Genomic DNA, 24,055 nt, shown 5'->3' on the forward strand with positions numbered 1-24,055 from the left:
GGCTATATCCCGCCTGCGGAGGCTGAGGCAAACTTCCACCAGCAGCAAACAGATCAGGCCGTGGCGGCCTGACTTAAACGAAACGGCCTCCACGAAACCCGGGGTGATTCATTTCTCGGACCAACTGCCGCCATGTGCTTGCAGATGATCACGTGCGAGATCTTCGAACGTCTTGCGCCGTGCCGCAGTTTGCCGCTCGGCTTCGCGCTTGGCTTCTCTTTCGGCATCGCGGGTGGCAAGTGGATCTGCTCCGCTTGCCAGTATCTTGCGTTGCTCGGCGGCAAGTTGACGAGCTGCACTAAGAGGAATGGTGGGGAAAGGGCCCAGCCCCATCTCTCGGCTTCGGCCGTCCAGCTTGTAGCGGAAAATCCAACTGGATGCCCCGCTTTTCGACACCTGGAAGTAAAGCCCGTCACCGTCGTTAGTTTTTCCTGGCATTGCCGCTTTGGCCAGGGACTCGGCTGTCTTGCTGGTTAGTTTTCCCATTCTGTTTTTCCTCCTGACCCACACCCCATGACCCACACTTTGACCCACACTTTGGGCGAGGATTTTGTAGATGCTTATCGGACGCTATGGGACAGATGGTATGCTGGAGGCCGCGTAAATACTAGGCTGTAGGATGTTGTTGGATTTATTCGGAAAATTAAAAAGCCGGCTTGTGGCCGGCTTCTCGGGGACGGTCTTGGCTAATTTTTGGTAAGCCGCAACCGCCTTAATCGGTATGGCCATCGAGGCCTGGAAAGATGGCGGACGGCTGTGTGAGGCGTCGCCAGGCCCTCTGGAGCGCGGCCTTTGGCCGGTCGGGGCAAAATGTGCCGCGTAGCATACTAGGGCTGGTGCAGGTTGCCCAGCAAAAAATGGCGTAAGGTGTTTCAGACAGGGCGCTGCTGGCTGAAGCACGACCAGTGGAACACCCAGCCGAGGATCACCATACCCTGCGCCTGACGTTGGGACGGTGTGTAGCGCTCCAGCGTGTGATTGTGCAGGTACAGGGTGTCGTGGTGGCCGAGGCTCAGGCGGTGGACCCGCAGTTTGCCGTTGTGCAGCAGGGCATAGGTTTCGCCATCGATGACCTGGGTCAGGCTGCGGTCGATGGCCAGGATGGCGTCCGAGGGGATGACGGGAGCCATGCTCGCGGAGGGTATGGCCAGGCCGATGACATTCTTGCGGGCGATGCCCAGGGCCTTGAGCGTCTGCGCAGGCAGGCGCAGGTGGCGTTTGCCCAGCGGTTCGAGGCGGCCGTCGCGCAGGGCATGCAGCGGGATGCGCAGTTGGCGCCCTTCCCGGAGGGACGAGAGAGGTGGGGCGTCGACCGGCGCCGGGCAGCGCAGTGGCTGGCGCAGGAGGGGGCTGGGGTGCTTGGCGCCTTCGCCGCTGCGCAGCCAGCGGCGCTGCACGCAGAACAGGTCGGCGATCTCTTCGAGGCGCGCCAGCGGTACCCCGCGCTTGAACCAATTGTTGACGTGCTGGGGCGTGACGCCACGCTGGGCGGCGAAATCGGAAGGGGTCAGGCCGCATTCCTGGAGCAGGGCCTTGAGACGGTCACCGGAGGTATTCATGGAGCCGAGTCTAGCGAGCGGCTGCCGGCGGGGAAATGAACCCGTGGTTGAGGCATTACGTACGAAAACGGGGGGATTGTAGGAGTGCGCCTAGGGCTGCGTAGGAGTTTTTACTGCTCGCGTCGAAAACCCAAGGCCCACAAAAAAGCCCTGCCGAGGCAGGGCCTTGCGAGCCGGCGGTCAGCCCTTGTAGGCAGCGACCGACTTGGTGATCTCGGCGCGGGCGGCATCGGCGCCTTCCCAGCCCTTGACCTTGACCCACTTGCCTTTCTCGAGATCCTTGTAGTTCTCGAAGAAGTGCTTGATCTGCTCCAGCAGCAGGGCGGGCAGGTCGGTGTATTCCTTGACGTCGACGTACAGCTGGCTCAGCTTGTCGTGCGGAACGGCCAGGACCTTGGCGTCGCCACCGCTTTCGTCGTCCATGTGCAGGACGCCGACCGGGCGGGCGCGGATGACCGAACCCGGGGCGACCGGGTAGGGGGTCACGACCAGCACGTCCAGCGGGTCGCCGTCGTCAGCCAGGGTGTTGGGGATGTAGCCATAGTTGGCCGGGTAGAACATCGGGGTGGCCATGAAGCGGTCGACGAACAGGGCGTCGCTGTCCTTGTCGATCTCGTACTTGATCGGCGCGTGGTTGGCCGGGATCTCGATGGCGACGTAGATGTCGTTCGGCAGGTCTTTGCCAGCCGGAATCTTGCTGTAGCTCATTGGGCAGTGCCCCCATGTTTGACCAAAAAAGTGGCGGCGATTATAGGCACATTCCGACAGGGCATGCCACGCCCGGCCCGGATGTGCGGGGGCCTCAGGCGTGGGTTTCGCGGTAGTCCGGGTGTTCGGCCTGCAGCCTGGCCAGGCGCGCGAGCGGATCCTGGCGGTAGAACAGCGACAGTTGTCCGTACACCTGGGGGTAGGCCTGGTGCAGCAGGTCGGGCGCGCTGAAGAAGTACTCGCTGGTGACGGCGAAGAATTCCGCGGGGTTTTCCGCCGCGTAGGGGTCGATGGCCGTCTCGGCGTCCGGGTTGGCATCCAGCTGGCGGTTGAGGTCGTCGTAGGCCTGCTGCATGGCCGTGGCCCAGTCTGCCACGCGCATGCTGCCGTGCAGGGGCGGCAGGCCGTTGGCGTCGCCGTTGAGCATGTCGAGCTTGTGCGCCAACTCGTGGATCACCAGGTTGTAGGCCTCCCAGCCGCCGCTGGCCAGCACCCCGGGCCAGGCCAGGATCACCGGCCCCTGCTGCCAGGCCTCGCCGCTGTGCTCGGCGTCCCAGGTATGCTCGACGCCGCTGCTGTCGCGGTGGCGCTGGGGGCTCTTGAAGTCATCGGGGTAGAGGATGATCTCGTGGAAGCCCTGGTACCAGTCCAGGTCCCCCAGGTGCAGCAGCGGCAACTGGGCCTGGGCGGCGAGGAACAGGCGCTGCTCGTCGTCCAGCTCCACGCCTGGCAGGGTGGTCAGGTGCTTGTCGTGCAGGAACAGGACGCAGGCCTCGCGCAGCCAGCGGTCTTCCTCGTCGCTGAGGCCGTCGAGCAGCGGCAGGCGTTCATGGACCACTTGCCACAGCTGCGGGTCGACCGGGTAACGGGCCAGGGTGCGTCGGCGGCGCCAGGCGCGAAGCGACCACATGGCGTGGATCAGTGGGCCTTGGCCGTGCGGCCCAGGCGCCCGCGCAGCAGGCCCAGGACCATCGGTACCAGCGACAGGAAGATGATGCCCAGGACCATCAGCGACAGGTGCTGCTTGATGAACGGTACGTTGCCGAAGAAGTAGCCCAGGGTCACCAGGCCCCCGACCCAGAGCAGCGAACCGGTCACGCTGAAGGCCAAAAAGCGTGGGTAGTGCATGTGGGCGATGCCGGCGACGAAGGGGGCGAAGGTGCGCAGGATCGGCAGGAAGCGTGCCATGGTCACGGTCTTGCCGCCGTGGCGTGCGTAGAAGTCGTGGGTGCGCTGCAGGTAGTCGCGGCGGAAGATCTTCGAGTTCGGGTCGCGGAACAGGCGCTCCCCAGCCGTGCGGCCGATCACGTAGTTGGTGCTGTCGCCCATGATCGCCGCCGCCATCAGCAGGCCAGAGAGCAGTACCGGGTCCATGCCGCCGCCAGCGGCCACGGCGCCAGCGATGAACAGCAGCGAATCACCCGGCAGGAAGGGCATCACCACCAGGCCGGTCTCGCAGAAGATCACCGTGAAGAGGATGGCGTAGATCCAGGGACCATAGTTGGTGACCAGCAGATCGAGATAGGCATCGAGATGCAGGATGAGGTCCAGCGGGTTGAATTCCATGTACAGCACCTGTGTTCTTGACCCGCAGCTACGGGCGCGCGATGACGGACAATGCCAAGGGCGTAGGTTTGTTTACCGGCGGGAGGTAAATTTTCACACATGACAGGAAGGGCATTATACGGCGATGCCAGGAATGTGCCCGGAGAGTTTGTAGCGGCGGATTACGGGGTTCAATGTCAGTCAGGCCCACTGGGGCTGCCTTGCAGCCCATCGCTGGCAAGCCAGCTCCCGCAGGGTTCGAGTCGATCACGCATGATGCGATTTGCAGGGCCGTGTGGGAGCGGCTTGCCGGCGATGGGGCGCGATGTGGCCCCAACTGCCCGTACCGCCTCAATCCTGGTTGATCGGCAGCACGTAGTTCTCGAACTCGGTGTCCTTGTGAAACCCCATCGACTCGTAGGTCTTCTTCGCCACCTCGTTGTCGCTGCTGGTGGACACGCGCATGCGCACGGCATTGGTTTCCTTGGCCATCTTCTTGGCTTCGCGCATCAGGTGGTCGGCGACCAGCATGCGGCGGGAGTCTTCGGCCACGTAGATGTCGTTGAGGATCCACACACGCTTGAGCGACAGCGACGAGAAGCTCGGGTAGAGCTGGCAGAACCCCAGCAGGCGGCCCTCTTCGTCATCCGGCAGGGCCAGGTAGATCACCGACTCACCACGCTTGAGGCGCTTTTCCAGGAAACTGCGCGAGCTGTCGGGGTAGGGCAGTTGCCCGTAGAACTCGCGATATTTCACGAACAACGGGGTCAGCAGGTCGAGGTGTTCCAGGGTTGCCTTGATGATGCGCATGTGCGGCCCTCAGAGTCCATGTGGGGAAACAGCGGATTGCCAGCCGCTTCAGATGCTGCCCAAAGCAGCCGGGAAGCGCAATCCGCCCGGCGTGACATGTTTTTTACTCTTCTCCAAGCAGGAAGTTGCCGCTTTTACCTGTGGCGCTTTCAGTCTCGAGGCTGTGCACCTCGGCCTCGTCCTTCAGGTTCACCCCCGACAACTGCCGGCGGCAGGCCTCGCGCATCAGGTACAGCAGGCGGTGGGCGGCCATGCCGTAGCTCAGCCCCTCCAGGCGTACATTGGAAATGCAGTTGCGATAGGCGTCGGTCAGGCCGACCTTGGGCGCGTAGGTGAAATACAGCCCCAGGCTGTCGGGCGAGCTCAGGCCGGGGCGTTCGCCGATCAGCATCACCGTCATGCGTGCGCCGAGCAACTCGCCGACTTCATCGCCCACCGCCACGCGGCCCTGTTCCACCAGCACCACCGGGGCGCTGGTCCAGCCGTCGGCGGCGGCCTGCTCCTCGAAGCGGGCGAGGAAGGGCAGGGTATGGCGATGCACGGCCAGGGCCGAGAGGCCGTCGGCGACCACGATCGCCAGGTCGACCCCACCGGGGTGGGCCTGGGCATGCTCGCGCAGGCGCTGGGCCGAGTCTTCGTTCAGGCGCCGGCCCAGGTCGGGGCGCTGCAGGTACTGGTGACGGTCGCTGGCGGCGCTGTGCAGCAGCAGGCTGTCGCGACCCCGGTCGGCGAGCTGGCTGCGCAGGCCAGCATGGTCGAAGGGCAGGTGCACGGCATCGCGGGCCTGGGCATGGGCGAACTGGAAGTCCAGCTGGGCGCCAGTCGGCAGGCTGATACCGGTACGGCCCAGGGCGATGCGCGCCGGGGTCAGGTTGCGCAGGGCCAGCCAGGGGTTGTCATGGGCGGGTGTGCGTGGGTCCATGGTCACTCCCTATGCAAGCTGTGCCAGGGCCTGGCGGAACGCCGGCGGCAGGTTGTCGCCAAAGCGTATCCGGCCATCGGCCTGGGTGAAGATGCCGGTACGTTCCAGCCAGGCCTCGAACTCCGGGCCAGGCTTAAGGCCCAGGGTCTGGCGCGCGTAGAGCGCGTCGTGGAACGAGGTGGTCTGGTAGTTGAGCATGATGTCGTCGGAGCCGGGGATGCCCATGATGAAGTTGATCCCGGCCACGCCCAGCAGGGTCAGCAGGGTATCCATGTCGTCCTGGTCGGCTTCGGCATGGTTGGTGTAGCAGATGTCGCAGCCCATGGGGACGCCGAGCAGCTTGCCGCAGAAGTGATCCTCCAGGCCCGCGCGGATGATCTGCTTGCCGTTGTACAGGTATTCCGGGCCGATGAAGCCGACCACGGTGTTGACCAGGAACGGTTTGAAGTGCCGGGCCACGGCGTAGGCGCGGGTTTCGCAGGTCTGCTGGTCGACGCCGTGGTGGGCGTTGGCCGACAGGGCGCTGCCCTGGCCGGTCTCGAAGTACATCAGGTTCTGCCCCACGGTACCGCGCTTGAGAGACAGCCCGGCCTCGTAGCCTTCCTGGAGCACGTTGAGGTTGATGCCGAAGCCCGCGTTGGCGGCCTCGGTGCCGGCGATGGACTGGAACACCAGGTCCAGCGGCACACCCCGGTTGATCGCCTCGATCGAGGTGGTGACGTGGGTCAGTACGCAGGCCTGGGTGGGGATCTGGTAGCGCTGGATGATGGCGTCGAGCATCTCCAGCAGGGCGCAGATCGAGGCGATGCTGTCGGTGGCCGGGTTGATGCCGATCATGGCATCGCCGTTGCCGTACAGCAGGCCGTCGAGGATGCTGGCGGCGATACCGGCGGGCTCGTCGGTCGGGTGGTTGGGCTGCAGGCGGGTCGACAGCCGCCCACGCAGGCCCATGGTGCCGCGAAAGCGCGTGACCACACGGATCTTCTGCGCCACCAGGACCAGGTCCTGGACGCGCATGATCTTCGACACCGCGGCGGCCATCTCTGGCGTCAGGCCTGGGGCCAGGGCGCGCAGGCTGTCCTCGTCGGCCGCCTCGCTCAGCAGCCAGTCGCGCAGCCCACCGACCGTCAGTTGGCTGACCGGGGCGAAGGCCTCGGCGTCGTGGCTGTCGATGATCAGCCGGGTGACTTCATCGTCTTCGTAGGGGATCAGCGCCTCGTTGAGGAAGTGCTTGAGCGGGATGTCGGCCAGTGCCATCTGCGCGGCGACCCGCTCGCCGTCGTTGCTGGCCGCGACACCGGCCAGGTAGTCGCCCGAGCGTGCCGGGCTGGCCTTGGCCATGACTTCCTTGAGGCTGTCGAAGCGGTAGACCTGGTTGCCCACCGTGTGTACGAAACTTGCCATACAGAATCTCCAGGGCGCCGCGGGGCTGGCCCGCGGCGTAAGACGGCGATCAGTGCAGGGCCTCTTCGGCTTTCTGGATCGCGGCGAATTCCTCTTCCGGTGTCCCGGCCACCAGGTGGTGGCGGCTGTAGAAGGCGAAGTAGGCAATTAATACTCCATAGATCACCGCGGCGCCAATCACCACCCGAGGGTCGACCAGGAAGCCCGCGACCACCGCCAGGCAGGCCAGCACCAGGGCCAGGCCCGAGGTGAAGATGCCGCCTGGGGTGCGGTACGGACGCTCCATCCGGGGGCGACGGATGCGCAGGGTGATGTGCGCGGCCATCATCAGCACGTAGGACAGCGTGGCACCGAACACCGCCACCAGGATCAGCAGGTCGCCCTGGCCGGTCAGGGACAGGCAAAAACCGATGATCCCCGGGATGACGAGGGCCAGCACTGGCGCCTTGCTCTTGTTGGTCTCCGAGAGTTTGCGCGGCAGGTAGCCTGCGCGGGAAAGGGCGAAGATCTGCCGCGAATAGGCGTAGATGATCGAGAAAAAACTAGCGATCAGGCCAGCCAGGCCGACCAGGTTGACGAAGCCGCCCATCCAGGTGGAACCACCGTAGGCCTTGGCCAGCGCCTCGACCAGCGGGTTGCCGGAGGCTTTCAGGGCCTCGGAACCGGCACCGCCAGGCCCGACCACCAGGATCAGCAGGGCGAAGGCCAGCAGCACCAGCATGGCGCCGATCAGGCCGCGTGGCAGGTCGCGCCGTGGGTTCTTGGTTTCCTCGGCGGCCAGTGGCACGCCTTCGACGGCGAGGAAGAACCAGATCGCGTAGGGGATCGCCGCCCAGATGCCGACATAGCCGAAGGGCAGGAAGGCGCTGGCGCCAGCGGCGTCGGTCTGGGCGATGTCGAACAGGTTGGCTGCATCGAAATGGGGCACCATGCCCACCAGGAACACGGCCAGGGCGATCGCGGCGACGGCGGTGATGATGAACATCAGCTTGAGCGCTTCACCGACACCGAAGATATGGATGCCGATGAAGACGATATAGAACGCCAGGTAGACCATCCAGCCGCCGATGCCGAACAGCGACTGGCAGTAGGCGCCGATGAACGTGGCGATGGCGGCCGGGGCGATGGCGTACTCGATGAGGATCGCGGTACCGGTCAAAAAGCCGCCCCAGGGCCCGAAGGCGCTGCGGGCGAAACCGTAGCCGCCGCCGGCGGTGGGGATCATCGACGACAGTTCGGCCAGGGAAAAGCACATGCACAGGTACATGGTGGCCATCAGCAAGGTGGCGAGGAACATGCCGCCCCAGCCGCCCTGGGCCAGGCCGAAGTTCCAGCCGGCATAGTCGCCGGAAATCACGTAGGCCACGCCCAGGCCCACCAGCAGGATCCAGCCCGCCGCGCCTTTTTTCAGCTGGCGGTGCTGGAAATAGTCCGCATCGACTTTTTCGAAATCGACGGAAGCGCTCACCGGCGTGCCGGTGGCGGAATGATCGCTTGGCATAGTGTTCACCTGTTGTTTTTCTTGATGGCCGGAGGGACTTCCAGCCCATGGTGATTGGTCGTGCAGGAAGCGGGCCATTCAGCTGCGAACTGCGAGCCGCAAGCTTCAAGCTACAAGCTTCAAGAAAAAGCAGGCCTGTGCACGGTCCGCTTTTTCTTGTCGCTTGCAGCTCGAGGCTGTTCGTTAGAAGAAGCCCAGCGGGTTGATGTCGTAGCTCACCAGCAGGTTCTTGGTCTGCTGGTAATGGTCGAGCATCATCTTGTGGGTTTCGCGGCCGACACCGGACTTCTTGTAGCCCCCGAACGCGGCATGCGCCGGGTACAGGTGGTAGCAGTTGGTCCATACGCGACCAGCCTTGATGCCACGGCCCATGCGGTAGGCGCGGTTGATGTCGCGGGTCCAGACGCCGGCGCCAAGGCCGAACTCGGTGTCGTTGGCGATCGCCAGGGCCTCGGCTTCATCCTTGAAGGTGGTGACACTGACCACCGGGCCGAAGATCTCTTCCTGGAACACGCGCATGCGGTTGTTGCCCTTGAGCAGGGTCGGCTGGATGTAGTAGCCGGTGGCCAGGCTGCCTTCGAGTTTTTCCACCTTGCCGCCGGTCAGCAACTCGGCGCCTTCCTTCTCGGCGATCTCCAGGTAGGAGAGGATCTTCTCGAACTGCTGCTGGGACGCCTGGGCACCTACCATGGTCTCGGTGTCCAGCGGGTCGCCACGCTTGATCTGCTGGACCTTCTTCATCACCGCTTCCATGAACTGCGGGTATATCGACTCCTGCACCAGCGCTCGCGACGGGCAGGTGCACACCTCGCCCTGGTTGAAGAAGGCCAGCACCATGCCCTCGGCGGCCTTCTCGATGAAGCTCGGCTCGGCCTGCATGATGTCTTCGAAGTAGATGTTCGGCGACTTGCCGCCCAGCTCCACGGTGGACGGGATGATGTTCTCGGCGGCGCACTTCATGATGTGCGAGCCGACCGGGGTGGAGCCGGTGAAGGCGATCTTGGCGATGCGCTTGCTGGTGGCCAGGGCTTCACCGGCCTCGCGGCCATAGCCTTGCACCACGTTGAGCACGCCCTTGGGCAGCAGGTCGCCGATCAGCTCGAGCAGCACGGTAATGCCCAGTGGGGTCTGTTCGGCCGGCTTGAGCACCACGCAGTTGCCCGCGGCCAGGGCCGGCGCCAGCTTCCAGGCGGCCATCAGCAGTGGGAAGTTCCACGGGATGATCTGCCCGACCACGCCCAGTGGTTCGTGGATGTGATAGGCCACGGTGCTTTCGTTGATCTCGGCGGCGCCGCCTTCCTGGGCGCGGATGCAGCCGGCGAAGTAGCGGAAATGATCGACCGCCAGGGGGATGTCGGCGTTGAGGGTCTCGCGAATCGGCTTGCCGTTGTCCCAGGTCTCGGTGATGGCCAGGACTTCCAGGTTCTGCTCGATGCGGTCGGCGATCCTCAGCAGGACGTTCGAGCGTTCTTGCACCGAGGTGCGGCCCCAGGCGTCGGCGGCGGCATGGGCGGCGTCCAGCGCCTTGTCGATGTCCTCGGCGGTGGAGCGGGGGAATTCGGCGATCGGCTGGCCGTTCACCGGCGAGGTGTTGGTGAAGTACTCACCCTTGACCGGAGGAACGAACTCACCACCGATGTAGTTACCGTAGCGGCTCTTGAAGGAAATCTTCGCGCCTTCGGTACCGGGATGTGCGTAACGCATGGTGTGTCTCCTGGCTATTGTGTTTGTGATGGAGTTGAAAAGCGTAGAGCAAAGGTCGGGCCAGCGCTCAGAGCCCCTTTATAATCAATGAGTTATGCGAAATTGGTGATGAGACTGACAGACCGTTGTACCTACCCTGGTACGCTCGCCGTGACACTTTGTACCGTTTCCGACACAGCGCATGACTCAGCGGTCAGTGCGCCATTGCAAAGCCTTCCCAGGTAGAGGATGCTGGCAGGACGCTCTATCTGCGGAGAACAACAACTAATGCAGAGCAACCCTTTCAGCCGCCATGCCCACCAGGTGCTCACGGTCGCCCGCGGCCAGGCCAGCGGGCCGGGCAGCGACCCATCGATCGCCCGCTCCTGGCTGCGCTGCCTGGAGGACTATCACCTCGACCCAGCCTTGGCCCAGGCCCCCGTGGTGCTGGAACACGGCCGCCTGCTGGAGAGCCGCGAGCGCCTGCGCCAGGTGCTGCAGATCGCCGACAGCGAGATGAACAGCCTGCACCAGCAGCTTTCCGGCTCTGGCCATGCGGTACTGCTGACCGATGCCCGCGGGGTGATCCTCAACTGTGTCACCGCGCCCACCGAGCGGCGCATCTTCGAGCGTGCCGGGCTGTGGCTGGGCGCCGATTGGAGCGAGGCCCGCGAGGGCACCAATGGCATCGGCACCTGCCTGGTCGAGCGCCAGGCCCTGACCATCCACCAGGACGAGCATTTTCGCGGCCGCCACACCGGCCTGACCTGCTCGGCGAGCCCGGTGTTCGACCCCCACGGCGAGCTGCTGGCGGTGCTCGATGTTTCCTCGGCGCGGCCAGACGTGTCGCGCCAGAGCCAGTTCCATACCATGGCCCTGGTCAACCTCTCGGCGAAGATGATCGAAGGCTGCTATTTCCTGCGCCATTTCGAACACCAGTGGCTGTTGCGCTTTCACCTGCAGGCCGAATCGGTCGGGTTGTTCAGCGAGGGTTTGCTGGCGTTCGACGGCGACGGGCGGATCTGCGCGGTCAACCAGGGCGCCCTGAACCTGCTGGGCACCATCCGTGGCGGTGTGCTGGGCAAGCCGGTGGACATGTTCTTCGCCTGCAGCCACGACGAACTGTTCAGCCGTGCCACGCCCCAGGGCTGCGCGGCCTGGCCATTGCACACCCGCGATGGCCGGCGGGTATTCGCCAGCCTGCGCGGCCAGGCGCACACGCCGGCGTGGTCGGTACCGCCTGCCGCGCCGTTGGCCAAGGCTGTGCCGCAGCCCGCCCTGTGCTTGCTCGACCCGGCCCTGCAGAACGATTTCCGCCGTGCCGTGCGGGTCTTCGAGCGAGACGTGCCGCTGCTGCTGCGTGGCGAGACCGGCTGTGGCAAGGAGGCGTTCGCCCAGGCGGTGCACCAGGCCAGTGATCGCCGGGACAAGGCCTTCGTGGCGATCAACTGTGCCTCGATCCCCGAGAGCCTGATCGAGAGCGAGCTGTTCGGCTATCGCGGCGGCAGTTTCACCGGGGCGCGCAAGGAGGGCATGCGCGGCAAGCTGCTCCAGGCCGATGGCGGCACGCTGCTGCTGGACGAGATCGGCGACATGCCCCTGGCCTTGCAGACCCGCCTGTTGCGGGTGCTGGAGGAGCGCCGGGTGGTGCCCATCGGCGGTGAGCCGCAAGCGGTGGATGTACGGATCATCAGTGCCACCCACCGCGACTTGCTGGAGCGGGTGGAGCAGGGGAGTTTCCGCGAAGACCTGTATTACCGCCTCAATGGCCTGGAGGTGGCGCTCCCGGCCTTGCGCGAGCGCAGCGACAAAGCGCAGTTGCTGGACTTTCTCCTGGCGCAGGAGGCAGACGGGCTACCTATCGGGATCGCGCCGGCCGCGCGCCAGGCCCTGCTGGACTTCGCCTGGCCGGGCAACGTGCGACAGATGCGCAATGTGCTGCGCACCCTGGTGGCATTGTGCGAAGACCATCGCATCGAGCATGCCGACCTGCCGCCGATCGTGAAACACGGCGCCACGCCCGTGGCAGCGGGCTTGCCCGCGAACGAGGGCGAGCCCCTTGTCATGGCTGGCCAGCCCCACGGTGGCCCAGCAACCCTCGAGGACGTCGAGCGGGACGCGCTGCTGGCCGTGCTCGAGGCAAAACGCTGGCACATGACCCACGTCGCCGAACACCTGGGCATCAGCCGCAATACCTTGTATCGGAAACTGCGCAAGCACGGCATCGCCAGGGCCGGGTAAGCGAAACAGCGGGTGCGATTTCCCTCGCCCTGGGCTACCCTGCCTCGATGTTTTGCGAGGTCGACCATGCACATTCACATTCTCGGTATTTGCGGCACTTTCATGGGTTCGCTGGCGGTGCTGGCCAAGGAGCTGGGCCATCGGGTCACTGGCTCCGACGCCAACGTCTATCCGCCGATGAGCACGCAACTGCAGGCCCAGGGCATCGAACTGACCCAAGGCTATGACCCGGCCCAACTGCAGCCGGCGCCGGACCTGGTGGTGATCGGCAACGCCATGTCGCGGGGCAACCCGGCCGTGGAATACGTGCTGAACAAGGGCCTGCCCTATGTCTCCGGCCCCCAGTGGCTGGCCGATCACGTGCTGCAGGGGCGCTGGGTGCTGGCCGTGGCCGGCACCCATGGCAAGACCACCACCAGCAGCATGCTGGCCTGGGTCCTGGAACATGCCGGCATGAGCCCGGGCTTTTTGATCGGCGGCGTGCCGCAGAACTTCTCGGTGTCGGCGCGCCTGGGCGAGACACCGTTCTTCGTGGTCGAGGCAGACGAATACGACAGTGCTTTCTTCGACAAGCGCTCGAAGTTCGTGCATTACCATCCACGCACCGCGATCCTCAACAACCTTGAGTTCGATCATGCGGACATCTTCCCTGACCTGGCGTCCATCGAGCGGCAGTTCCACCACTTGGTGCGGACGATTCCCAGCGAGGGCCTGATCATCCACCCGACCACCGAACCGGCCCTGGAACGGGTGATCGGCATGGGCTGCTGGACCCCGGTGCAGACCACCGGCGAGGGCGGCCAGTGGCAGGCGCGCTTGCTCAGCGCCGATGGCTCGCGCTTCGAGGTGCTGTTCGAAGGCGAGGCCCAGGGCGTGGTCGAGTGGGAGCTGACCGGCCAGCACAACGTGGCCAATGCCCTGGCCACCCTGGCCGCCGCCCGCCACGTGGGCGTGGCGCCGGCCATGGGCATCGAGGGATTGAGTGCGTTCAAGAGCGTCAAGCGGCGCATGGAGAAGGTGGCCGAGGTCCAGGGCGTGACCATCTATGACGATTTCGCCCATCATCCGACCGCCATCGCCACCACCCTTGATGGCCTGCGCAAGCGTGTCGGCGAAGCGCCGGTGATCGCCGTGATCGAGCCGCGTTCCAACTCCATGAAGCTTGGCGCCCACCGTGAAGGGCTGCCGGAAAGCGTCGAGGCGGCCGACCAGGTGATCTGGTACGCCCCGCCCAACCTGGGCTGGGACCTGGCCAGCACTGCCGCCCAGTGCAAGGTGCCGGCGGTGGTGGCCGACAGCCTCGAGGCGATCATCGAGCGCATCAAGGGCCAGGCCCGCCCAGGCACCCATGTGGTGATCATGAGCAACGGCGGTTTTGGCGGCCTGCACGGCAAGCTGGCCGAGGCCCTGGCATGAGTGGGCCGGAGCGCATCACCCTGGCCATGACCGGTGCCTCGGGGGCGCAGTATGGGCTGCGCCTGCTCGACTGCCTGGTGCGCGAGGACCGTGAGGTGCATTTCCTCATCTCCAAGGCTGCGCAACTGGTGATGTCCACCGAGACTGATGTATTGCTGCCGGCCAAGCCCCAGGCGATGCAGGCCTTCCTGACCGAATACACCGGTGCCGCCGACGGGCAGATCCGTGTCTATGGCAAGGAGGACTGGATGTCGCCCGTGGCTTCGGGGTCTGGCGCGCCGGCGGCCATGGTGGTGGTGCCGTGTTCCACCGGGACCTTGTCGGCCATCGCCACGGGGGCCTGCAACAACCTGATCGAACGGGCGGCCGACGTCACCTTGAAAGAGCGTCGGCAGTTGATCCTGGTTCCGCGCGAGGCGCCGTTGTCGACCATTCACCTGGAGAACATGCTCAAGCTGTCGCAGATGGGCGCGGTGATCCTGCCGGCGGCGCCGGGCTTCTATCACCAACCGCAGACCATCGACGACCTGGTCGATTTCGTCGTGGCGCGCATCCTCAACCTGCTGAACATCCCCCAGGACATGCTGCCGCGCTGGGGTGAGCACCACCTCGGGATCGACGATTGAGGCGGGCGCTGGCAGGGCTGCTGGTGCTGGCCCTGCTCGGTGGCTGCGCGACCGTGCGCACGCTGGATGCCAACAAGCCGGGAACGCCGGTGGTGTATGCCGGGACGCGGCTGGACCTGTATGCACTCAAGGGTGGGTGTTGCCCCGAGGACCGCTTCGGGGCGCAGGCACCGGCGTATCCTGGGTGGGACCTGCCGGGGAGCCTGTTGCTCGACACCTTGTTGTTGCCATTGTCGTTGCTGACGGCGTTGGGGATTGGCTTTCAGGCTACTGGCGGGCTTTGAGCCCATCAGCCAAGTGTTGCAGCTGTCATTTGGGGCCGCTTCGCGCCCTATCGCCGGCAAGCTGCTCCCACAGAGACTGCGCCGCTCCTGAGGTCGGCGCAGAACCTTGTGGGAGTTCAGTTTGCTGGCGATGGGCTGCAAAGCGGCCCCAATACGTGTAACTGACTTATTTCCTGCCCAGCTTGCGCAACTCATCCGACTCGACGATGCGCACCCCGTCTTCTTCCTCCAGCGCCAGGCGCCACAGCGCCCGGGCCAGGGTGCAGGCCTCGATCCCCCGGTACTTGCCCGGTATCAACCGCGACAGCGGTGCGGCCAGGCGTTCGCCCAGCCGTGGCTCCAGGCGCTCGCCCAGCAACAGCGAGGGCCGGACGATGGTCAGTTGCGGCCAATCCTGGGCCTTGAGCGCTTCTTCCATCTCGCCTTTGACCCGGTTGTAGAAGATCGACGACTTGGGATCGGCACCGATGGCGCTGACCACCAGCAGGTGGCGAGCCCCCAGTTCCCGCGCACGTTTGCTGAAGGCCACCACCATGTCCAGGTCGACGGCGCGGAAGGCCGACTCGGAGCCGGCTTGCTTGAGCGTGGTGCCCAGGCAGCAGAAGGCGATGTCGACACGCCCGGCCAACTGTGGGAGAAACACGGCCGGGTCGCCCACGGGGTTTTCCAGGTGCGGGTGCTCGGCCAGTGGCCGGCGGGTAGGTGCCAGCACCCGGCTGATGGTGGGTTCGTTGAGCAGGCGGTCGAGCAGGTGTTCACCCGTCAGGCCCGTGGCTCCGGCAAGCAGGACATGCTGAGGCGTCAAGTACATGATGTCTCTCCCCTTTTACACACAGCTTAGTGGGTGCCCGGCGTTTTCGCCTGCCCACCCGCGGTTGGCTGTGCCTTGTTGCGCAAGGCTTCCTCGGCTTGCTGCTGGCGCAATCGCTGCCAGTGCGCAAGGACCGTTGGCGGCGCCCAGAGCTGCGGCTCCGAGGCCTCGAAGCCTTCCCTCCTTTCACGTTCGGCAACGCTGCGGCGGGCCAGTTCGAACGCCTGTTTCAGGTCGTCCGTCTGGTTCAGCGCCTCGGCGAACAGGGCGTCGCCGAAATAGGTGAAGTCGGCCTCTTCCGAGCAGCCGAAGGACACCCGGTCGGGGCGTGCCGCAGTCATGATCAGGGTCCGGTCGTCCTTGAGCGGGGCGATGTAGCCCCCTGAATAGCAGGCGGAGATGACGATTATCTTGTCGCGGTCCTTCAGTGGTGCCAGGGCGCCGGCCAGTTCGTCGGCGGAGAGGTCGGCCAGTTGCAGGCGCGGCTGGTCGAGCACCAACTGGTGATCCGGGCTGCCGTGGCTGGTCAGGTAGATGAACACCAGGTCTTCCGGGCCGCTGCGCTCGGCCAGGGTCTGGGCGGCGCGGGTGAGGTTCTCGCGGGTGGCCATGGGCCGGTCGCTCAGGTGGTCGCGGTGGTTGACCAGCGTCACCTGGCCGCGAGCCCCGAAGCGTACCCGGAGCATGTTGCTGACGTAGTCGGCCTCGCGCAGGAACACGCTCTGCTGCCCATCGCCGGCCACGACCAGGCTGTACAACTGGATCGGCGGGACCGAGCTCGGCACCTTGGCCAGGGCCTCCTGTAGCAGCCGGCCCTGGTTGAGCAGGGCCAGGTCGAGCGGGTCGGGCAGCAGCCTGCCCTTTTCGTCGCGCACGCGCACGCCGTTGATCCAGTAGCCGCTTTCGACCCGCCCACCCGGGAGGGTCAGGCGTCCACGGCCCTGGTAGGCGTCGTTGGCGAAACCGCCGATGTACTGGGTGCCGTCGGCCAGCAGCAGGTGGCCCTTGCCGGAAAAGCGCCAGTCACGGAAGTGGCCCTTGTAGCGGCTGCCGTCGCTGCCGAGCAATTCGCCCTCGCCATCGAGCGAGCCGTCCTTGAAGTTGCCGATCCACACATCGCCGTCGGCGTTCTCGTAGCGGCCCCGGCCTTCCAGGCGGTTGTCCTTGAACTCGCCGATGTACTGCTCGCCCTCGACGCTGTCGTAGGTGCCGCTGCCTTGCAGCAGGCCATCGACGAAACGGCCGCTGAACTGGTTGCCGCTGGCGTCGCTGCGCACGCCGGCGCCGTTGGGCTTGCCCTTGGCGAACAGGCCCTGGTAGCGGCTGCCGTCGGCCAGTTCCAGCTGGCCGGCGCCTTCGTACTGGTCGTCCTTGAACTGGCCGCGATAGGTCTGGTCGTTCTGCCGGAGGGTGCCTTCGCCATCGCGCCGGCCATGCTTGAAGGTGCCGGCATAATGGCTGCCGGGGGTGGTCAGGTCGCCCAGCCCATGGAACAGCCCCTCGGCGAACTGGCCCCGATAGACCTCGCCGTTGCTGCCGTGCCACTCGCCCTGGCCGTGCCACTGGCCATCCTTGAAGGTCCCGGCGTACCAGCTGCCATTGGGATAGTCGATGCGCCCTTCGCCCTGCAGCAGGCCATCGATCACCTCGCCGCGGTAGCGGCCGCCATCGGGCAGGCGGGCATCCGGCGGCGACAGGGGTTCGCCGTCGCCGCAGGCGGCGAGCAGCAGTAACAGCGCGAGGGGCAGCAGTGGACGCATGGCGGGATCCAGGCAAAAGATCTGCCGAGTATGCCGCAGAACAGGTGGTTGGAGACAGGCAGTGAGCAATTAGGGCCGCTTCGCGCCCCTTTCGCGACGCGGCCCTCACATCACAACACCTCGCTCGACTGACCCACCACTAGACAAAGCAGAGCGACAGGGACTCGGCGATATAGGCCGGTTTCTCCTCGCTCTCGATCTCCAGGGTGGCGATGGCCTTGAGCAGCCATTGCCCCGGTTTCTTTTCGCTGGCATCGCTCAGCTCGACCTTGAGCCGCACCTTGCTGTCCACCTTCACCGGCTGGATGAAGCGCACGCTGTCCAGGCCGTAGTTGACCACCATCTTCAGGCCTTCGGGCAGTACCAGGATGTCCTCCATCAGCTTGGGGATCAGCGACAGGGTCAGGAAACCGTGGGCGATGGTGGTGCCGAACGGGGTTTGCGCCGCCTTCTCGGGATCGACATGGATGAACTGGAAATCGCCAGTGGCTTCGGCGAACAGGTCGATACGCTGCTGATCGATCGTCAGCCAGTCGGAACGTCCCAGTTCCTTGCCGACATACTGCGATAGCGCTGCAACGGGTACATAGGGCATCGCGACTCTCCAGGTTGTCTTGCTGTTCGAAAAGCTTGATCTGGTACGAAAGTGCAAGATCAGCACGGCGAACCGTTTCAGTCAAGCTGACCGCTTTTCGCTGTATATCGGCTTATAGGCGTGGTTTAGCGTGCTTATAATGGCGGCAACGCTCGAAGGAGATCCCTATGCTGTTGCGCGGTTTGACCTGGCTGGTGTTGTTTCAACTGCTGGGCACGGCGATCAATCATCTGCTGCTGCCGATCCTGCCAGGGCCGATCATCGGCCTGCTGCTGTTGCTGGTGTTCCTGATGCTGCGTGGCGAGGTCGGCAAGCCACTGAACGAGGCGTCCACCAGCCTGTTGCGCTACCTGCCGCTGCTGCTGGTGCCACCGGCGGTCGGTGTGATGGTCTACGCCAGGGACATCGCCGCGGACTTCTGGGCCATCGTCGGTGCCCTGGTGATCTCTTGCCTGGTGACCCTGGTCTTCGTCGGGGTGCTGATGCAAAGGCTCATGCAGCGCCATGGCAAGCGCAAGGAGCAGCCATGATGCTCGACTGGCAGGGCGCGCTCGATGCGGTCATCCACCATCCGCTGTTCGGCATCGGTATCACCCTGGGCGCCTACCAGGTGGTGCTGGCCGCCTACGAGAAGACCCGCTGGATCTTCCTGCAGCCGGTGCTGGTGTCGATGCTGCTGGTCATCGGTGTGTTGCTGGGCTGTGGCATCGACTACGCCGAATATCGCAAAAGCACCGAGATCCTCAACATCCTCCTGGGCCCCGCCACGGTGGCCCTGGCCGTGCCGCTCTACCTCAACCTGCGGCGGATCCGCCAACTGTTCTGGCCGACATTTACTACGCTGGTAGTCGGAGGTCTGTTCGCCACCGTGGCCTGCCTGTTGCTGGGTGCGTGGTTCGGTGCCGAACACATGATCCTGATGACCATGGCGCCGAAGTCGGTGACATCGCCGATCGCCATGCTGGTGGCCGAGCAGATCGGCGGGGTGGCGGCCCTGGCGGCGGTGTTCGTGCTGATCACCGGGGTGATCGGGGCGATCTTCGGGCCGGCGCTGCTGACTCGCTTCGGTGTGCTCAGCCCCGAGGCGCGCGGCATGTCGCTGGGCGTGACCGCCCATGCGGTGGGCACGTCGGTGGCCTTGCAGGAAAGTGACGAATGCGGCGCCTTCGCCGCGTTGGCGATGAGCCTGATGGGGGTGGCCACGGCGGTATTCCTGCCGTTGGCGGTCAGCCTGGTGGCTTGAGGAATCGAGATGATGCTACCGCTGTTTCCCCTCAATACCGTGTTGTTTCCCGGCTGCATGCTCGACCTGCAGATCTTCGAGGCGCGCTACCTGGACATGATCGGCCGCTGCATGAAGCAGGGCGGCGGCTTCGGCGTGGTGTGCATCCTCGAAGGCGAGCAGGTGGGCAAGGCGCCGCCAGCGGTGGCTTCGGTCGGTTGCGAAGCGTTGATCCGCGATTTCGAGCAGCAGGACAACGGCCTGCTGGGTATTCGCGTGGAAGGTGTGCGGCGTTTCCGGGTGGAGCGCACCGAAGTGCAAAAGGACCAGCTCGTGGTCGGCGAGGTGCACTGGCTGCCGGAGCTGGCGGACAGCGCCCTGGCCGAACAGGACCACGACCTGCTGGCGTTGCTCCAGGCCTTGGGTGAGCACCCCATGGTGGCGGCGCTGGACATGCCACGGCCAGTGGAGGGTAGGCAATCCCTGGCCAACCAGTTGGCCTACCTGTTGCCGTTCATGGAAGAGGACAAGCTCGACCTGCTGGCGATCGACTCGCCGCAGCAGCGACTGGAGGCGATCCAGACCCTGCTCGAGCGCATCCAGGGTGAATTGTTCGCCTGAGTGTTTTGCGTCGCACCTTTCGCGGGCAAGCCCGCTCCCACAGGTTCACCGCAGCCCTTGAAAGCGGCGCTGTACTTGTGGGAGCGGGCTTGCCCGCGAAAAGAGCGACGCTGACCTTCAGTACTGGTAGCGCAACAGTGCCTGGGGCAGGGCGTACAAGGCGAAGAACGCCATCAGGGCGATACAGGCCGGCAACACCAGCCACCACACCCGTGGCGGCAAGGCACCCAGCGGCTGGCGGTGCTGCACCAGGGTCAGGCTGAGTGCGCACACGCAGCAGGCCAGCAGCCCCCCGGCCAGGATGTCGGTGGGCCAGTGCGCACCCAGGTAGACCCGCGACAGGGCGATCGCCAAGGCCGGCAGGCTGCCCAGCAGCACCCAGGTCAGGCGCATGCGTGGCGGTTGGCCACGACCAGCCAGCAATGCCATCACCAGGAAGAACGCGAACGATGCCGAACTGTGCCCGCTGGGCATGCTGTAGCTGGTCAGCGGATCGCTCAGCACTTCTGGACGAGCCCGGGCGAACAGCCATTTCAGCGTGCCATTGGCGATCGCCGTGCCCATCAGCGCGCTGCCAGCGAGCAAGGCATGACGCCATTGCCGTGCTAGCAGCAGAAGGCCAGTGAGCAGGGCGCCAAGGAACAACTGGGTGCGGAAGTCGCCCAGCCGGGTGACCAGCACCACGGCGCTGTCGATGGCCTGGCTGCGATGCTCCTGGACCAGGGTCATCACGCCCTGGTCGAACTCGTGCAGGTGGGGCCAGCCGAGGAACAAGGCCACCAGGGCGATCAGGCTCAGGCTGGCGATCAGCCGGGTGCCATGGCGCTGGTCGCGCAGGCTGCTGCCCAGGCTCAGGCCGATCACCACGGCCAGGGTGCCGGCGATGATACCGGCATCCAGCCAGAACCCCTCCGGCAAGGGCAGACGCATGGCCGCTCCGGTGGCCCAGCCGGGCAGCAGGTAGGCCACCGACCAGCCGGCGCCGGCCACCAGGCTGACGGCGATGAAGCGCGGCAGCGGCATGTCGAACATGCCGGCGACCATCGGCAGCATCGGCCGCAGCGGGCCGATGAAACGCCCCACCAGCAGGCTGGCGATGCCATAGCGGTGGAAATAGGCTTCGGCGCTGCCGATCCACTCCGGATGATGGCGCAGCAATGGCAGGCGCCGGATGTTCTGGTGGAAATACTTGCCGAGCCCATACGACAAGGCGTCCCCCAACAGGCCGCCGAGCAGCCCCAGCAGCAGGGTTTCGCCCAGGCTGAAGCCGCCGCTGCCGGCGAGCATGGCGACAGCGAACAGCAGGACGGTACCCGGTACGATGATGCCGGCGATGGCCAGGCACTCCACGCAGGCGATCAGGAAAATTGCCAGGCCAAGCCACTGCGGGTTGGCGCTGAGCCAGCCGGTCAGGCTGTCGAGCCATTGGCCCATGGTGTCAGCTTCCTTGTTCGAGGATGAAGAAGTCGCGTCCTTCGACCTGGCCCCGGCGCAGCGGGTTGCGCGTGCAGAAGCGGGCGAACTCGGCATCCACGAAGCGGTAGGGCAGGTGTTCGTCGCGGCCGTGGGGGATGCCCAGGCGGGTGGTCTGGACCACGCGCGGTACCGGGATGCCGCAGTCCTCGACGTACAGGTGCTCGGGGTCGAAGCGCCTGGCGTCCCAGTTCGGCACCTTCAGGCCCATGGCCCGGCACAGCAGGGTCTGGCCGGCGCACAGGCGCTCGGCCGGGCGCAGGTTGCCACTGGCGTCGGGGTTGTTCAACTGCATCTGCGCCAGGCTGTTGGCATCGGAGATGGCGTCCACCCAGGGGTAGGCGGACTTGATCAGCACCGCGTTGCCCGGGCCTTGGGCGCTGAAGTTCAGCGAGTCGCCGCCACGGGCGTAGTACATGTAGATGTGGCCACCGTCGAGGAACAGGGCCTTGCGTTTTTCCGTATAGCCGAGCGAGGCGTGGCTGCCCTTGTCGGTCAGGTAGTAGGCTTCGGTCTCGATGATCCGCGCGGCCAGCCAGAGGTCGCCGTGGCGGTGGCGGATGACCTTGCCCAGCAGGGCCTTGGCCAGGGTCTGGGCGTCGCGGTCGAAGAAGCTGTCGGGCAGGGCACGGGCCGGGCAGGGGGCTGGATCTTGCATACTGTCGGTTCGTGGTGGTGAAGCTGGGGATGATAGCAACTATTGGCTGGCGCGCGGCTGAACCGATGGGGTCGATTCGCGCCCCCAGCATTGGCCAAATCCTGCAGGGGGCCCGTGAAGGAGCGATTTCGATAAGGCCGGTTACATCTTTCCTGCCTGTTCCCGTCGGCCATTTTCTACCATCCGCCTCCCGCCGCTGGGCGTACCCGAGCGTGCCAGTTATAATCAGCCGATTTCCCCTTTGCCAAGACACCGAGCCCATGACTGAGTCCGTTCTTGACTACATGACCCGCCTGGGTCGCGCCGCCCGCGCTGCCTCGCGCGTGATCGGTCGTGCCAGTACCGCGCAGAAGAACCGTGCCCTGCAGGCCGCCGCCGAGGCGCTGGACGCCGCCCGCGCCGAGCTCGCCGCAGCCAACGAACTGGACCTGGCCGCCGGCCGCGCCAATGGCCTGGAACCCGCCCTGCTCGACCGCCTGGCGCTGACCCCGGCCCGCATCGACGGCATGATCACCGGTCTGCGCCAGGTGGCTGGCCTGCCAGATCCGGTCGGTGCCATCCGCGACATGAGCTACCGCCCGTCGGGCATCCAGGTGGGCAAGATGCGCGTACCGCTCGGGGTGATCGGGATCATCTACGAGTCGCGGCCGAACGTGACCATCGACGCGGCCAGCCTGTGCCTGAAGTCCGGCAACGCCACCATCCTGCGCGGCGGTTCCGAGGCCATCCACTCCAACCGCGCCATCGCCGCTTGCATCCAGCGCGGCCTGGCCGAAGCCGGCTTGCCGGCCGCGGTAGTCCAGGTGGTCGAGACTACCGACCGCGAGGCGGTGGGGGCGCTGATCAGCATGCCAGAGTTCGTCGACGTCATCGTCCCGCGCGGTGGCCGTGGCCTGATCGAGCGCATCAGCCGCGATGCCCGGGTGCCGGTGATCAAGCACCTGGATGGTATCTGCCACGTGTATGTCGACCAGCATGCCGACCTGGACAAGGCCTGGAGCGTGGCCTTCAACGCCAAGACCTACCGCTACGGCATCTGCGGCGCCATGGAGACCCTGCTGGTCGATGCCAGCGTCGCCGAGGCCTTCCTCCCGGAAATGGCCCGTCGCTTCCAGGCGAAGGGCGTCGAGCTGCGCGGTTGCCCGCGCACCCAGGCGATCATCGAGGCCAAGCCTGCCAGCGAAGATGACTGGCACACCGAGTACCTGGCGGCGATCCTGTCGATCCGCGTGGTCGACGGCCTGGACCAGGCCATCGAGCACATCAACCACTACGGCTCGCACCACACCGACGCGATCATCACCGAGCACCAGGGCCAGGCCCGGCGCTTCATGGCCGAGGTCGACTCGGCGTCGGTGATGCTCAATGCGCCGACCTGCTTCGCCGACGGCTTCGAGTACGGCCTGGGCGCGGAAATCGGCATTTCCACCGACAAGCTGCACGCCCGTGGCCCGGTCGGCCTGGAAGGCCTGACCTGCGAGAAGTACCTGGTGATCGGCGACGGCCAATTGCGCGGCCAGGAGTCCTGCTGAGTTGAGCAAGGCCCAGGCAGTCCGGCGCATCGGCATTCTCGGTGGTACCTTCGACCCCGTGCACATCGGCCACCTGCGCAGCGCGCTGGAGGTGGCCGAGCTCATGGAACTGGACGAGCTGCGCCTGTTGCCCAACGCCCGGCCGCCACACCGCGACACTCCCCAGGTGCAGGCACAGGACCGCTTGGCCATGGTGCGCAGCGCGGTGCAGGGCGTCGGGCGGCTGAGCGTGGATGCCCGTGAGCTGGCCCGCGACAAGCCGTCGTACACCATCGATACGCTCGAGTCGATCCGCGCCGAACTGGACGCCGACGACCAGCTGTTCCTGGTGCTGGGCTGGGACGCGTTCTGCGGCCTGCCCGGCTGGCATCGCTGGGAGGAGCTGCTGCAACACTGTCACATCCTGGTGCTGCAACGCCCGGATGCCGATGTCGAACCCCCTGACGAGCTGCGCAACCTGCTGGCGGCGCGCTCGGAGAGCGATCCCACCGCCATGTCCGGCCCGGCGGGGCACATTTCGTTCGTCTGGCAGACGCCGCTCGCGGTGTCGGCCACACAGATCCGACAGCTGCTGGCCAGCGGCAAGTCGGTGCGGTTCCTGGTGCCGGACGCAGTACTGGCCTATATCGAGGCGCACGACCTTTACCGTGCGTCGCACTGACGGCGCCCAGGCGCCTCATTCAA

The 24,055-nt window shown here is 65.6% G+C and carries 23 protein-coding genes and 1 pseudogene; 9 read left to right on the forward strand and 15 right to left on the reverse strand.

Translation table 11 applies throughout. The annotated features are described in order from the left end of the window. Window positions 1-111: 111 nt before the first annotated feature. The 10 genes and pseudogenes from NJF35_RS20115 to NJF35_RS20160 form a co-directional block, all read right to left on the reverse strand. A pseudogene (locus NJF35_RS20115) lies at window positions 112-486 on the reverse strand (Arm DNA-binding domain-containing protein); the annotation flags it as partial. A gap of 386 nt (window positions 487-872) precedes the next feature. Continuing rightward, complete coding sequence (locus NJF35_RS20120) at window positions 873-1,559, reverse strand: helix-turn-helix transcriptional regulator (RefSeq protein WP_225788723.1); 687 nt, start codon at window positions 1,557-1,559, stop codon at window positions 873-875. Window positions 1,560-1,739: 180 nt separating this feature from the next. Then, window positions 1,740-2,267 carry an inorganic diphosphatase gene (gene ppa / locus NJF35_RS20125; protein ID WP_225788722.1) on the reverse strand — a complete coding sequence of 176 codons (528 nt, stop codon included), beginning with the start codon at window positions 2,265-2,267 and terminating at the stop codon, window positions 1,740-1,742. Between the two features lie 94 nt (window positions 2,268-2,361). Further along, on the reverse strand, window positions 2,362-3,177 hold the full coding sequence (locus NJF35_RS20130; protein WP_225788721.1) for a zinc-dependent peptidase: 816 nt from the start codon (window positions 3,175-3,177) through the stop codon (window positions 2,362-2,364). Between the two features lie 8 nt (window positions 3,178-3,185). Beyond that, on the reverse strand, window positions 3,186-3,833 hold the full coding sequence (locus tag NJF35_RS20135; protein WP_225788720.1) for a DedA family protein: 648 nt from the start codon (window positions 3,831-3,833) through the stop codon (window positions 3,186-3,188). A gap of 330 nt (window positions 3,834-4,163) precedes the next feature. Further along, window positions 4,164-4,622 carry a GNAT family N-acetyltransferase gene (locus NJF35_RS20140; protein WP_225788719.1) on the reverse strand — a complete coding sequence of 153 codons (459 nt, stop codon included), beginning with the start codon at window positions 4,620-4,622 and terminating at the stop codon, window positions 4,164-4,166. 103 nt (window positions 4,623-4,725) lie between these two features. Further along, window positions 4,726-5,544, reverse strand: a complete 819-nt coding sequence (gene eutC / locus NJF35_RS20145; protein ID WP_225788718.1) for an ethanolamine ammonia-lyase subunit EutC — start codon at window positions 5,542-5,544, stop codon at window positions 4,726-4,728. 9 nt (window positions 5,545-5,553) lie between these two features. Next, complete coding sequence (locus NJF35_RS20150) at window positions 5,554-6,948, reverse strand: ethanolamine ammonia-lyase subunit EutB (RefSeq protein WP_225788717.1); 1,395 nt, start codon at window positions 6,946-6,948, stop codon at window positions 5,554-5,556. 49 nt (window positions 6,949-6,997) lie between these two features. Next, entirely contained in the window at window positions 6,998-8,449 is a 1,452-nt protein-coding gene (eat, locus tag NJF35_RS20155) for an ethanolamine permease (RefSeq protein ID WP_225788716.1), read from the reverse strand. A gap of 183 nt (window positions 8,450-8,632) precedes the next feature. Then, on the reverse strand, window positions 8,633-10,153 hold the full coding sequence (locus NJF35_RS20160; RefSeq protein ID WP_225788715.1) for an aldehyde dehydrogenase family protein: 1,521 nt from the start codon (window positions 10,151-10,153) through the stop codon (window positions 8,633-8,635). Between the two features lie 267 nt (window positions 10,154-10,420). Between NJF35_RS20160 and NJF35_RS20165 the strand changes: the two genes are divergently transcribed. From NJF35_RS20165 to NJF35_RS20180, 4 genes are all read left to right on the forward strand, one after another. Next, on the forward strand, window positions 10,421-12,373 hold the full coding sequence (locus NJF35_RS20165; protein WP_225788714.1) for a sigma-54-dependent Fis family transcriptional regulator: 1,953 nt from the start codon (window positions 10,421-10,423) through the stop codon (window positions 12,371-12,373). 66 nt (window positions 12,374-12,439) lie between these two features. Continuing rightward, window positions 12,440-13,789, forward strand: a complete 1,350-nt coding sequence (mpl, locus tag NJF35_RS20170) for a UDP-N-acetylmuramate:L-alanyl-gamma-D-glutamyl-meso-diaminopimelate ligase (RefSeq protein WP_225788713.1) — start codon at window positions 12,440-12,442, stop codon at window positions 13,787-13,789. Beyond that, window positions 13,786-14,415 (forward strand): flavin prenyltransferase UbiX, encoded by a 630-nt coding sequence (ubiX, locus tag NJF35_RS20175; protein ID WP_225788712.1) that lies wholly within the window; start codon window positions 13,786-13,788, stop codon window positions 14,413-14,415. The genes mpl and ubiX overlap by 4 nt, the downstream gene beginning before the upstream one ends. Next, a complete protein-coding gene (locus NJF35_RS20180) occupies window positions 14,412-14,699 on the forward strand; it encodes a YceK/YidQ family lipoprotein (protein ID WP_225788711.1) in 288 nt (95 codons plus the stop codon). Before ubiX ends, NJF35_RS20180 begins: the two co-directional genes overlap by 4 nt. Before the next feature lie 166 nt (window positions 14,700-14,865). Here the strand turns inward: NJF35_RS20180 and NJF35_RS20185 are convergent, their stop codons facing one another. The 3 genes from NJF35_RS20185 to NJF35_RS20195 form a co-directional block, all read right to left on the reverse strand. Continuing rightward, window positions 14,866-15,510 (reverse strand): oxidoreductase, encoded by a 645-nt coding sequence (locus NJF35_RS20185; RefSeq protein WP_225788710.1) that lies wholly within the window; start codon window positions 15,508-15,510, stop codon window positions 14,866-14,868. Between the two features lie 26 nt (window positions 15,511-15,536). Continuing rightward, complete coding sequence (locus tag NJF35_RS20190) at window positions 15,537-17,270, reverse strand: C13 family peptidase (RefSeq protein ID WP_253091414.1); 1,734 nt, start codon at window positions 17,268-17,270, stop codon at window positions 15,537-15,539. 139 nt (window positions 17,271-17,409) lie between these two features. Then, window positions 17,410-17,865 carry a MaoC family dehydratase gene (locus NJF35_RS20195; RefSeq protein ID WP_225788708.1) on the reverse strand — a complete coding sequence of 152 codons (456 nt, stop codon included), beginning with the start codon at window positions 17,863-17,865 and terminating at the stop codon, window positions 17,410-17,412. Between the two features lie 167 nt (window positions 17,866-18,032). Between NJF35_RS20195 and NJF35_RS20200 the strand changes: the two genes are divergently transcribed. The 3 genes from NJF35_RS20200 to NJF35_RS20210 are packed head-to-tail and all read left to right on the forward strand — an operon-like array spanning window position 18,033 to window position 19,708. Further along, a complete protein-coding gene (locus NJF35_RS20200; protein ID WP_225788707.1) occupies window positions 18,033-18,395 on the forward strand; it encodes a CidA/LrgA family protein in 363 nt (120 codons plus the stop codon). Then, window positions 18,392-19,108 (forward strand): LrgB family protein, encoded by a 717-nt coding sequence (locus NJF35_RS20205; RefSeq protein ID WP_225788706.1) that lies wholly within the window; start codon window positions 18,392-18,394, stop codon window positions 19,106-19,108. The genes NJF35_RS20200 and NJF35_RS20205 overlap by 4 nt, the downstream gene beginning before the upstream one ends. Before the next feature lie 9 nt (window positions 19,109-19,117). Further along, a complete protein-coding gene (locus NJF35_RS20210; protein ID WP_225788705.1) occupies window positions 19,118-19,708 on the forward strand; it encodes an LON peptidase substrate-binding domain-containing protein in 591 nt (196 codons plus the stop codon). A gap of 117 nt (window positions 19,709-19,825) precedes the next feature. On the opposite strand, the gene NJF35_RS20215 is transcribed toward NJF35_RS20210, so the two are convergent. Then, window positions 19,826-21,142 carry a bifunctional DedA family/phosphatase PAP2 family protein gene (locus NJF35_RS20215; RefSeq protein ID WP_253091415.1) on the reverse strand — a complete coding sequence of 439 codons (1,317 nt, stop codon included), beginning with the start codon at window positions 21,140-21,142 and terminating at the stop codon, window positions 19,826-19,828. Window positions 21,143-21,146: 4 nt separating this feature from the next. Continuing rightward, window positions 21,147-21,839, reverse strand: a complete 693-nt coding sequence (locus NJF35_RS20220) for a DNA-3-methyladenine glycosylase (protein ID WP_225788703.1) — start codon at window positions 21,837-21,839, stop codon at window positions 21,147-21,149. Window positions 21,840-22,099: 260 nt separating this feature from the next. Between NJF35_RS20220 and NJF35_RS20225 the strand changes: the two genes are divergently transcribed. Together NJF35_RS20225 and nadD are read left to right on the forward strand one after the other, a co-directional pair. Next, window positions 22,100-23,371: a glutamate-5-semialdehyde dehydrogenase gene (locus tag NJF35_RS20225; protein WP_225788702.1), complete on the forward strand. Its 1,272-nt coding sequence runs from the start codon at window positions 22,100-22,102 to the stop codon at window positions 23,369-23,371. Window position 23,372: 1 nt separating this feature from the next. Then, a complete protein-coding gene (gene nadD / locus NJF35_RS20230) occupies window positions 23,373-24,032 on the forward strand; it encodes a nicotinate-nucleotide adenylyltransferase (RefSeq protein ID WP_225788701.1) in 660 nt (219 codons plus the stop codon). Window positions 24,033-24,055: the final 23 nt, after the last annotated feature.

It is taken from the genome of Pseudomonas guariconensis (assembly GCF_024127895.1).
Taxonomy (GTDB): Bacteria; Pseudomonadota; Gammaproteobacteria; order Pseudomonadales; family Pseudomonadaceae; genus Aquipseudomonas; species Aquipseudomonas guariconensis_B.

Excerpts from the sequence above, each read along its gene's own strand:
- NJF35_RS20120 (WP_225788723.1), bottom strand. The coding sequence starts at position 1,559 with ATGAATACCTCCGGTGACCGTCTCAAGGCCCTGCTCCAGGAATGCGGC.
- ppa (WP_225788722.1), bottom strand. The coding sequence starts at position 2,267 with ATGAGCTACAGCAAGATTCCGGCTGGCAAAGACCTGCCGAACGACATC.
- NJF35_RS20130 (WP_225788721.1), bottom strand. The coding sequence starts at position 3,177 with ATGTGGTCGCTTCGCGCCTGGCGCCGCCGACGCACCCTGGCCCGTTAC.
- NJF35_RS20135 (WP_225788720.1), bottom strand. The coding sequence starts at position 3,833 with ATGGAATTCAACCCGCTGGACCTCATCCTGCATCTCGATGCCTATCTC.
- NJF35_RS20140 (WP_225788719.1), bottom strand. The coding sequence starts at position 4,622 with ATGCGCATCATCAAGGCAACCCTGGAACACCTCGACCTGCTGACCCCG.
- eutC (WP_225788718.1), bottom strand. The coding sequence starts at position 5,544 with ATGGACCCACGCACACCCGCCCATGACAACCCCTGGCTGGCCCTGCGC.
- NJF35_RS20150 (WP_225788717.1), bottom strand. The coding sequence starts at position 6,948 with ATGGCAAGTTTCGTACACACGGTGGGCAACCAGGTCTACCGCTTCGAC.
- eat (WP_225788716.1), bottom strand. The coding sequence starts at position 8,449 with ATGCCAAGCGATCATTCCGCCACCGGCACGCCGGTGAGCGCTTCCGTC.
- NJF35_RS20160 (WP_225788715.1), bottom strand. The coding sequence starts at position 10,153 with ATGCGTTACGCACATCCCGGTACCGAAGGCGCGAAGATTTCCTTCAAG.
- NJF35_RS20165 (WP_225788714.1), top strand. The coding sequence starts at position 10,421 with ATGCAGAGCAACCCTTTCAGCCGCCATGCCCACCAGGTGCTCACGGTC.
- mpl (WP_225788713.1), top strand. The coding sequence starts at position 12,440 with ATGCACATTCACATTCTCGGTATTTGCGGCACTTTCATGGGTTCGCTG.
- ubiX (WP_225788712.1), top strand. The coding sequence starts at position 13,786 with ATGAGTGGGCCGGAGCGCATCACCCTGGCCATGACCGGTGCCTCGGGG.
- NJF35_RS20185 (WP_225788710.1), bottom strand. The coding sequence starts at position 15,510 with ATGTACTTGACGCCTCAGCATGTCCTGCTTGCCGGAGCCACGGGCCTG.
- NJF35_RS20190 (WP_253091414.1), bottom strand. The coding sequence starts at position 17,270 with ATGCGTCCACTGCTGCCCCTCGCGCTGTTACTGCTGCTCGCCGCCTGC.
- NJF35_RS20195 (WP_225788708.1), bottom strand. The coding sequence starts at position 17,865 with ATGCCCTATGTACCCGTTGCAGCGCTATCGCAGTATGTCGGCAAGGAA.
- NJF35_RS20200 (WP_225788707.1), top strand. The coding sequence starts at position 18,033 with ATGCTGTTGCGCGGTTTGACCTGGCTGGTGTTGTTTCAACTGCTGGGC.
- NJF35_RS20205 (WP_225788706.1), top strand. The coding sequence starts at position 18,392 with ATGATGCTCGACTGGCAGGGCGCGCTCGATGCGGTCATCCACCATCCG.
- NJF35_RS20210 (WP_225788705.1), top strand. The coding sequence starts at position 19,118 with ATGATGCTACCGCTGTTTCCCCTCAATACCGTGTTGTTTCCCGGCTGC.
- NJF35_RS20215 (WP_253091415.1), bottom strand. The coding sequence starts at position 21,142 with ATGGGCCAATGGCTCGACAGCCTGACCGGCTGGCTCAGCGCCAACCCG.
- NJF35_RS20220 (WP_225788703.1), bottom strand. The coding sequence starts at position 21,839 with ATGCAAGATCCAGCCCCCTGCCCGGCCCGTGCCCTGCCCGACAGCTTC.
- NJF35_RS20225 (WP_225788702.1), top strand. The coding sequence starts at position 22,100 with ATGACTGAGTCCGTTCTTGACTACATGACCCGCCTGGGTCGCGCCGCC.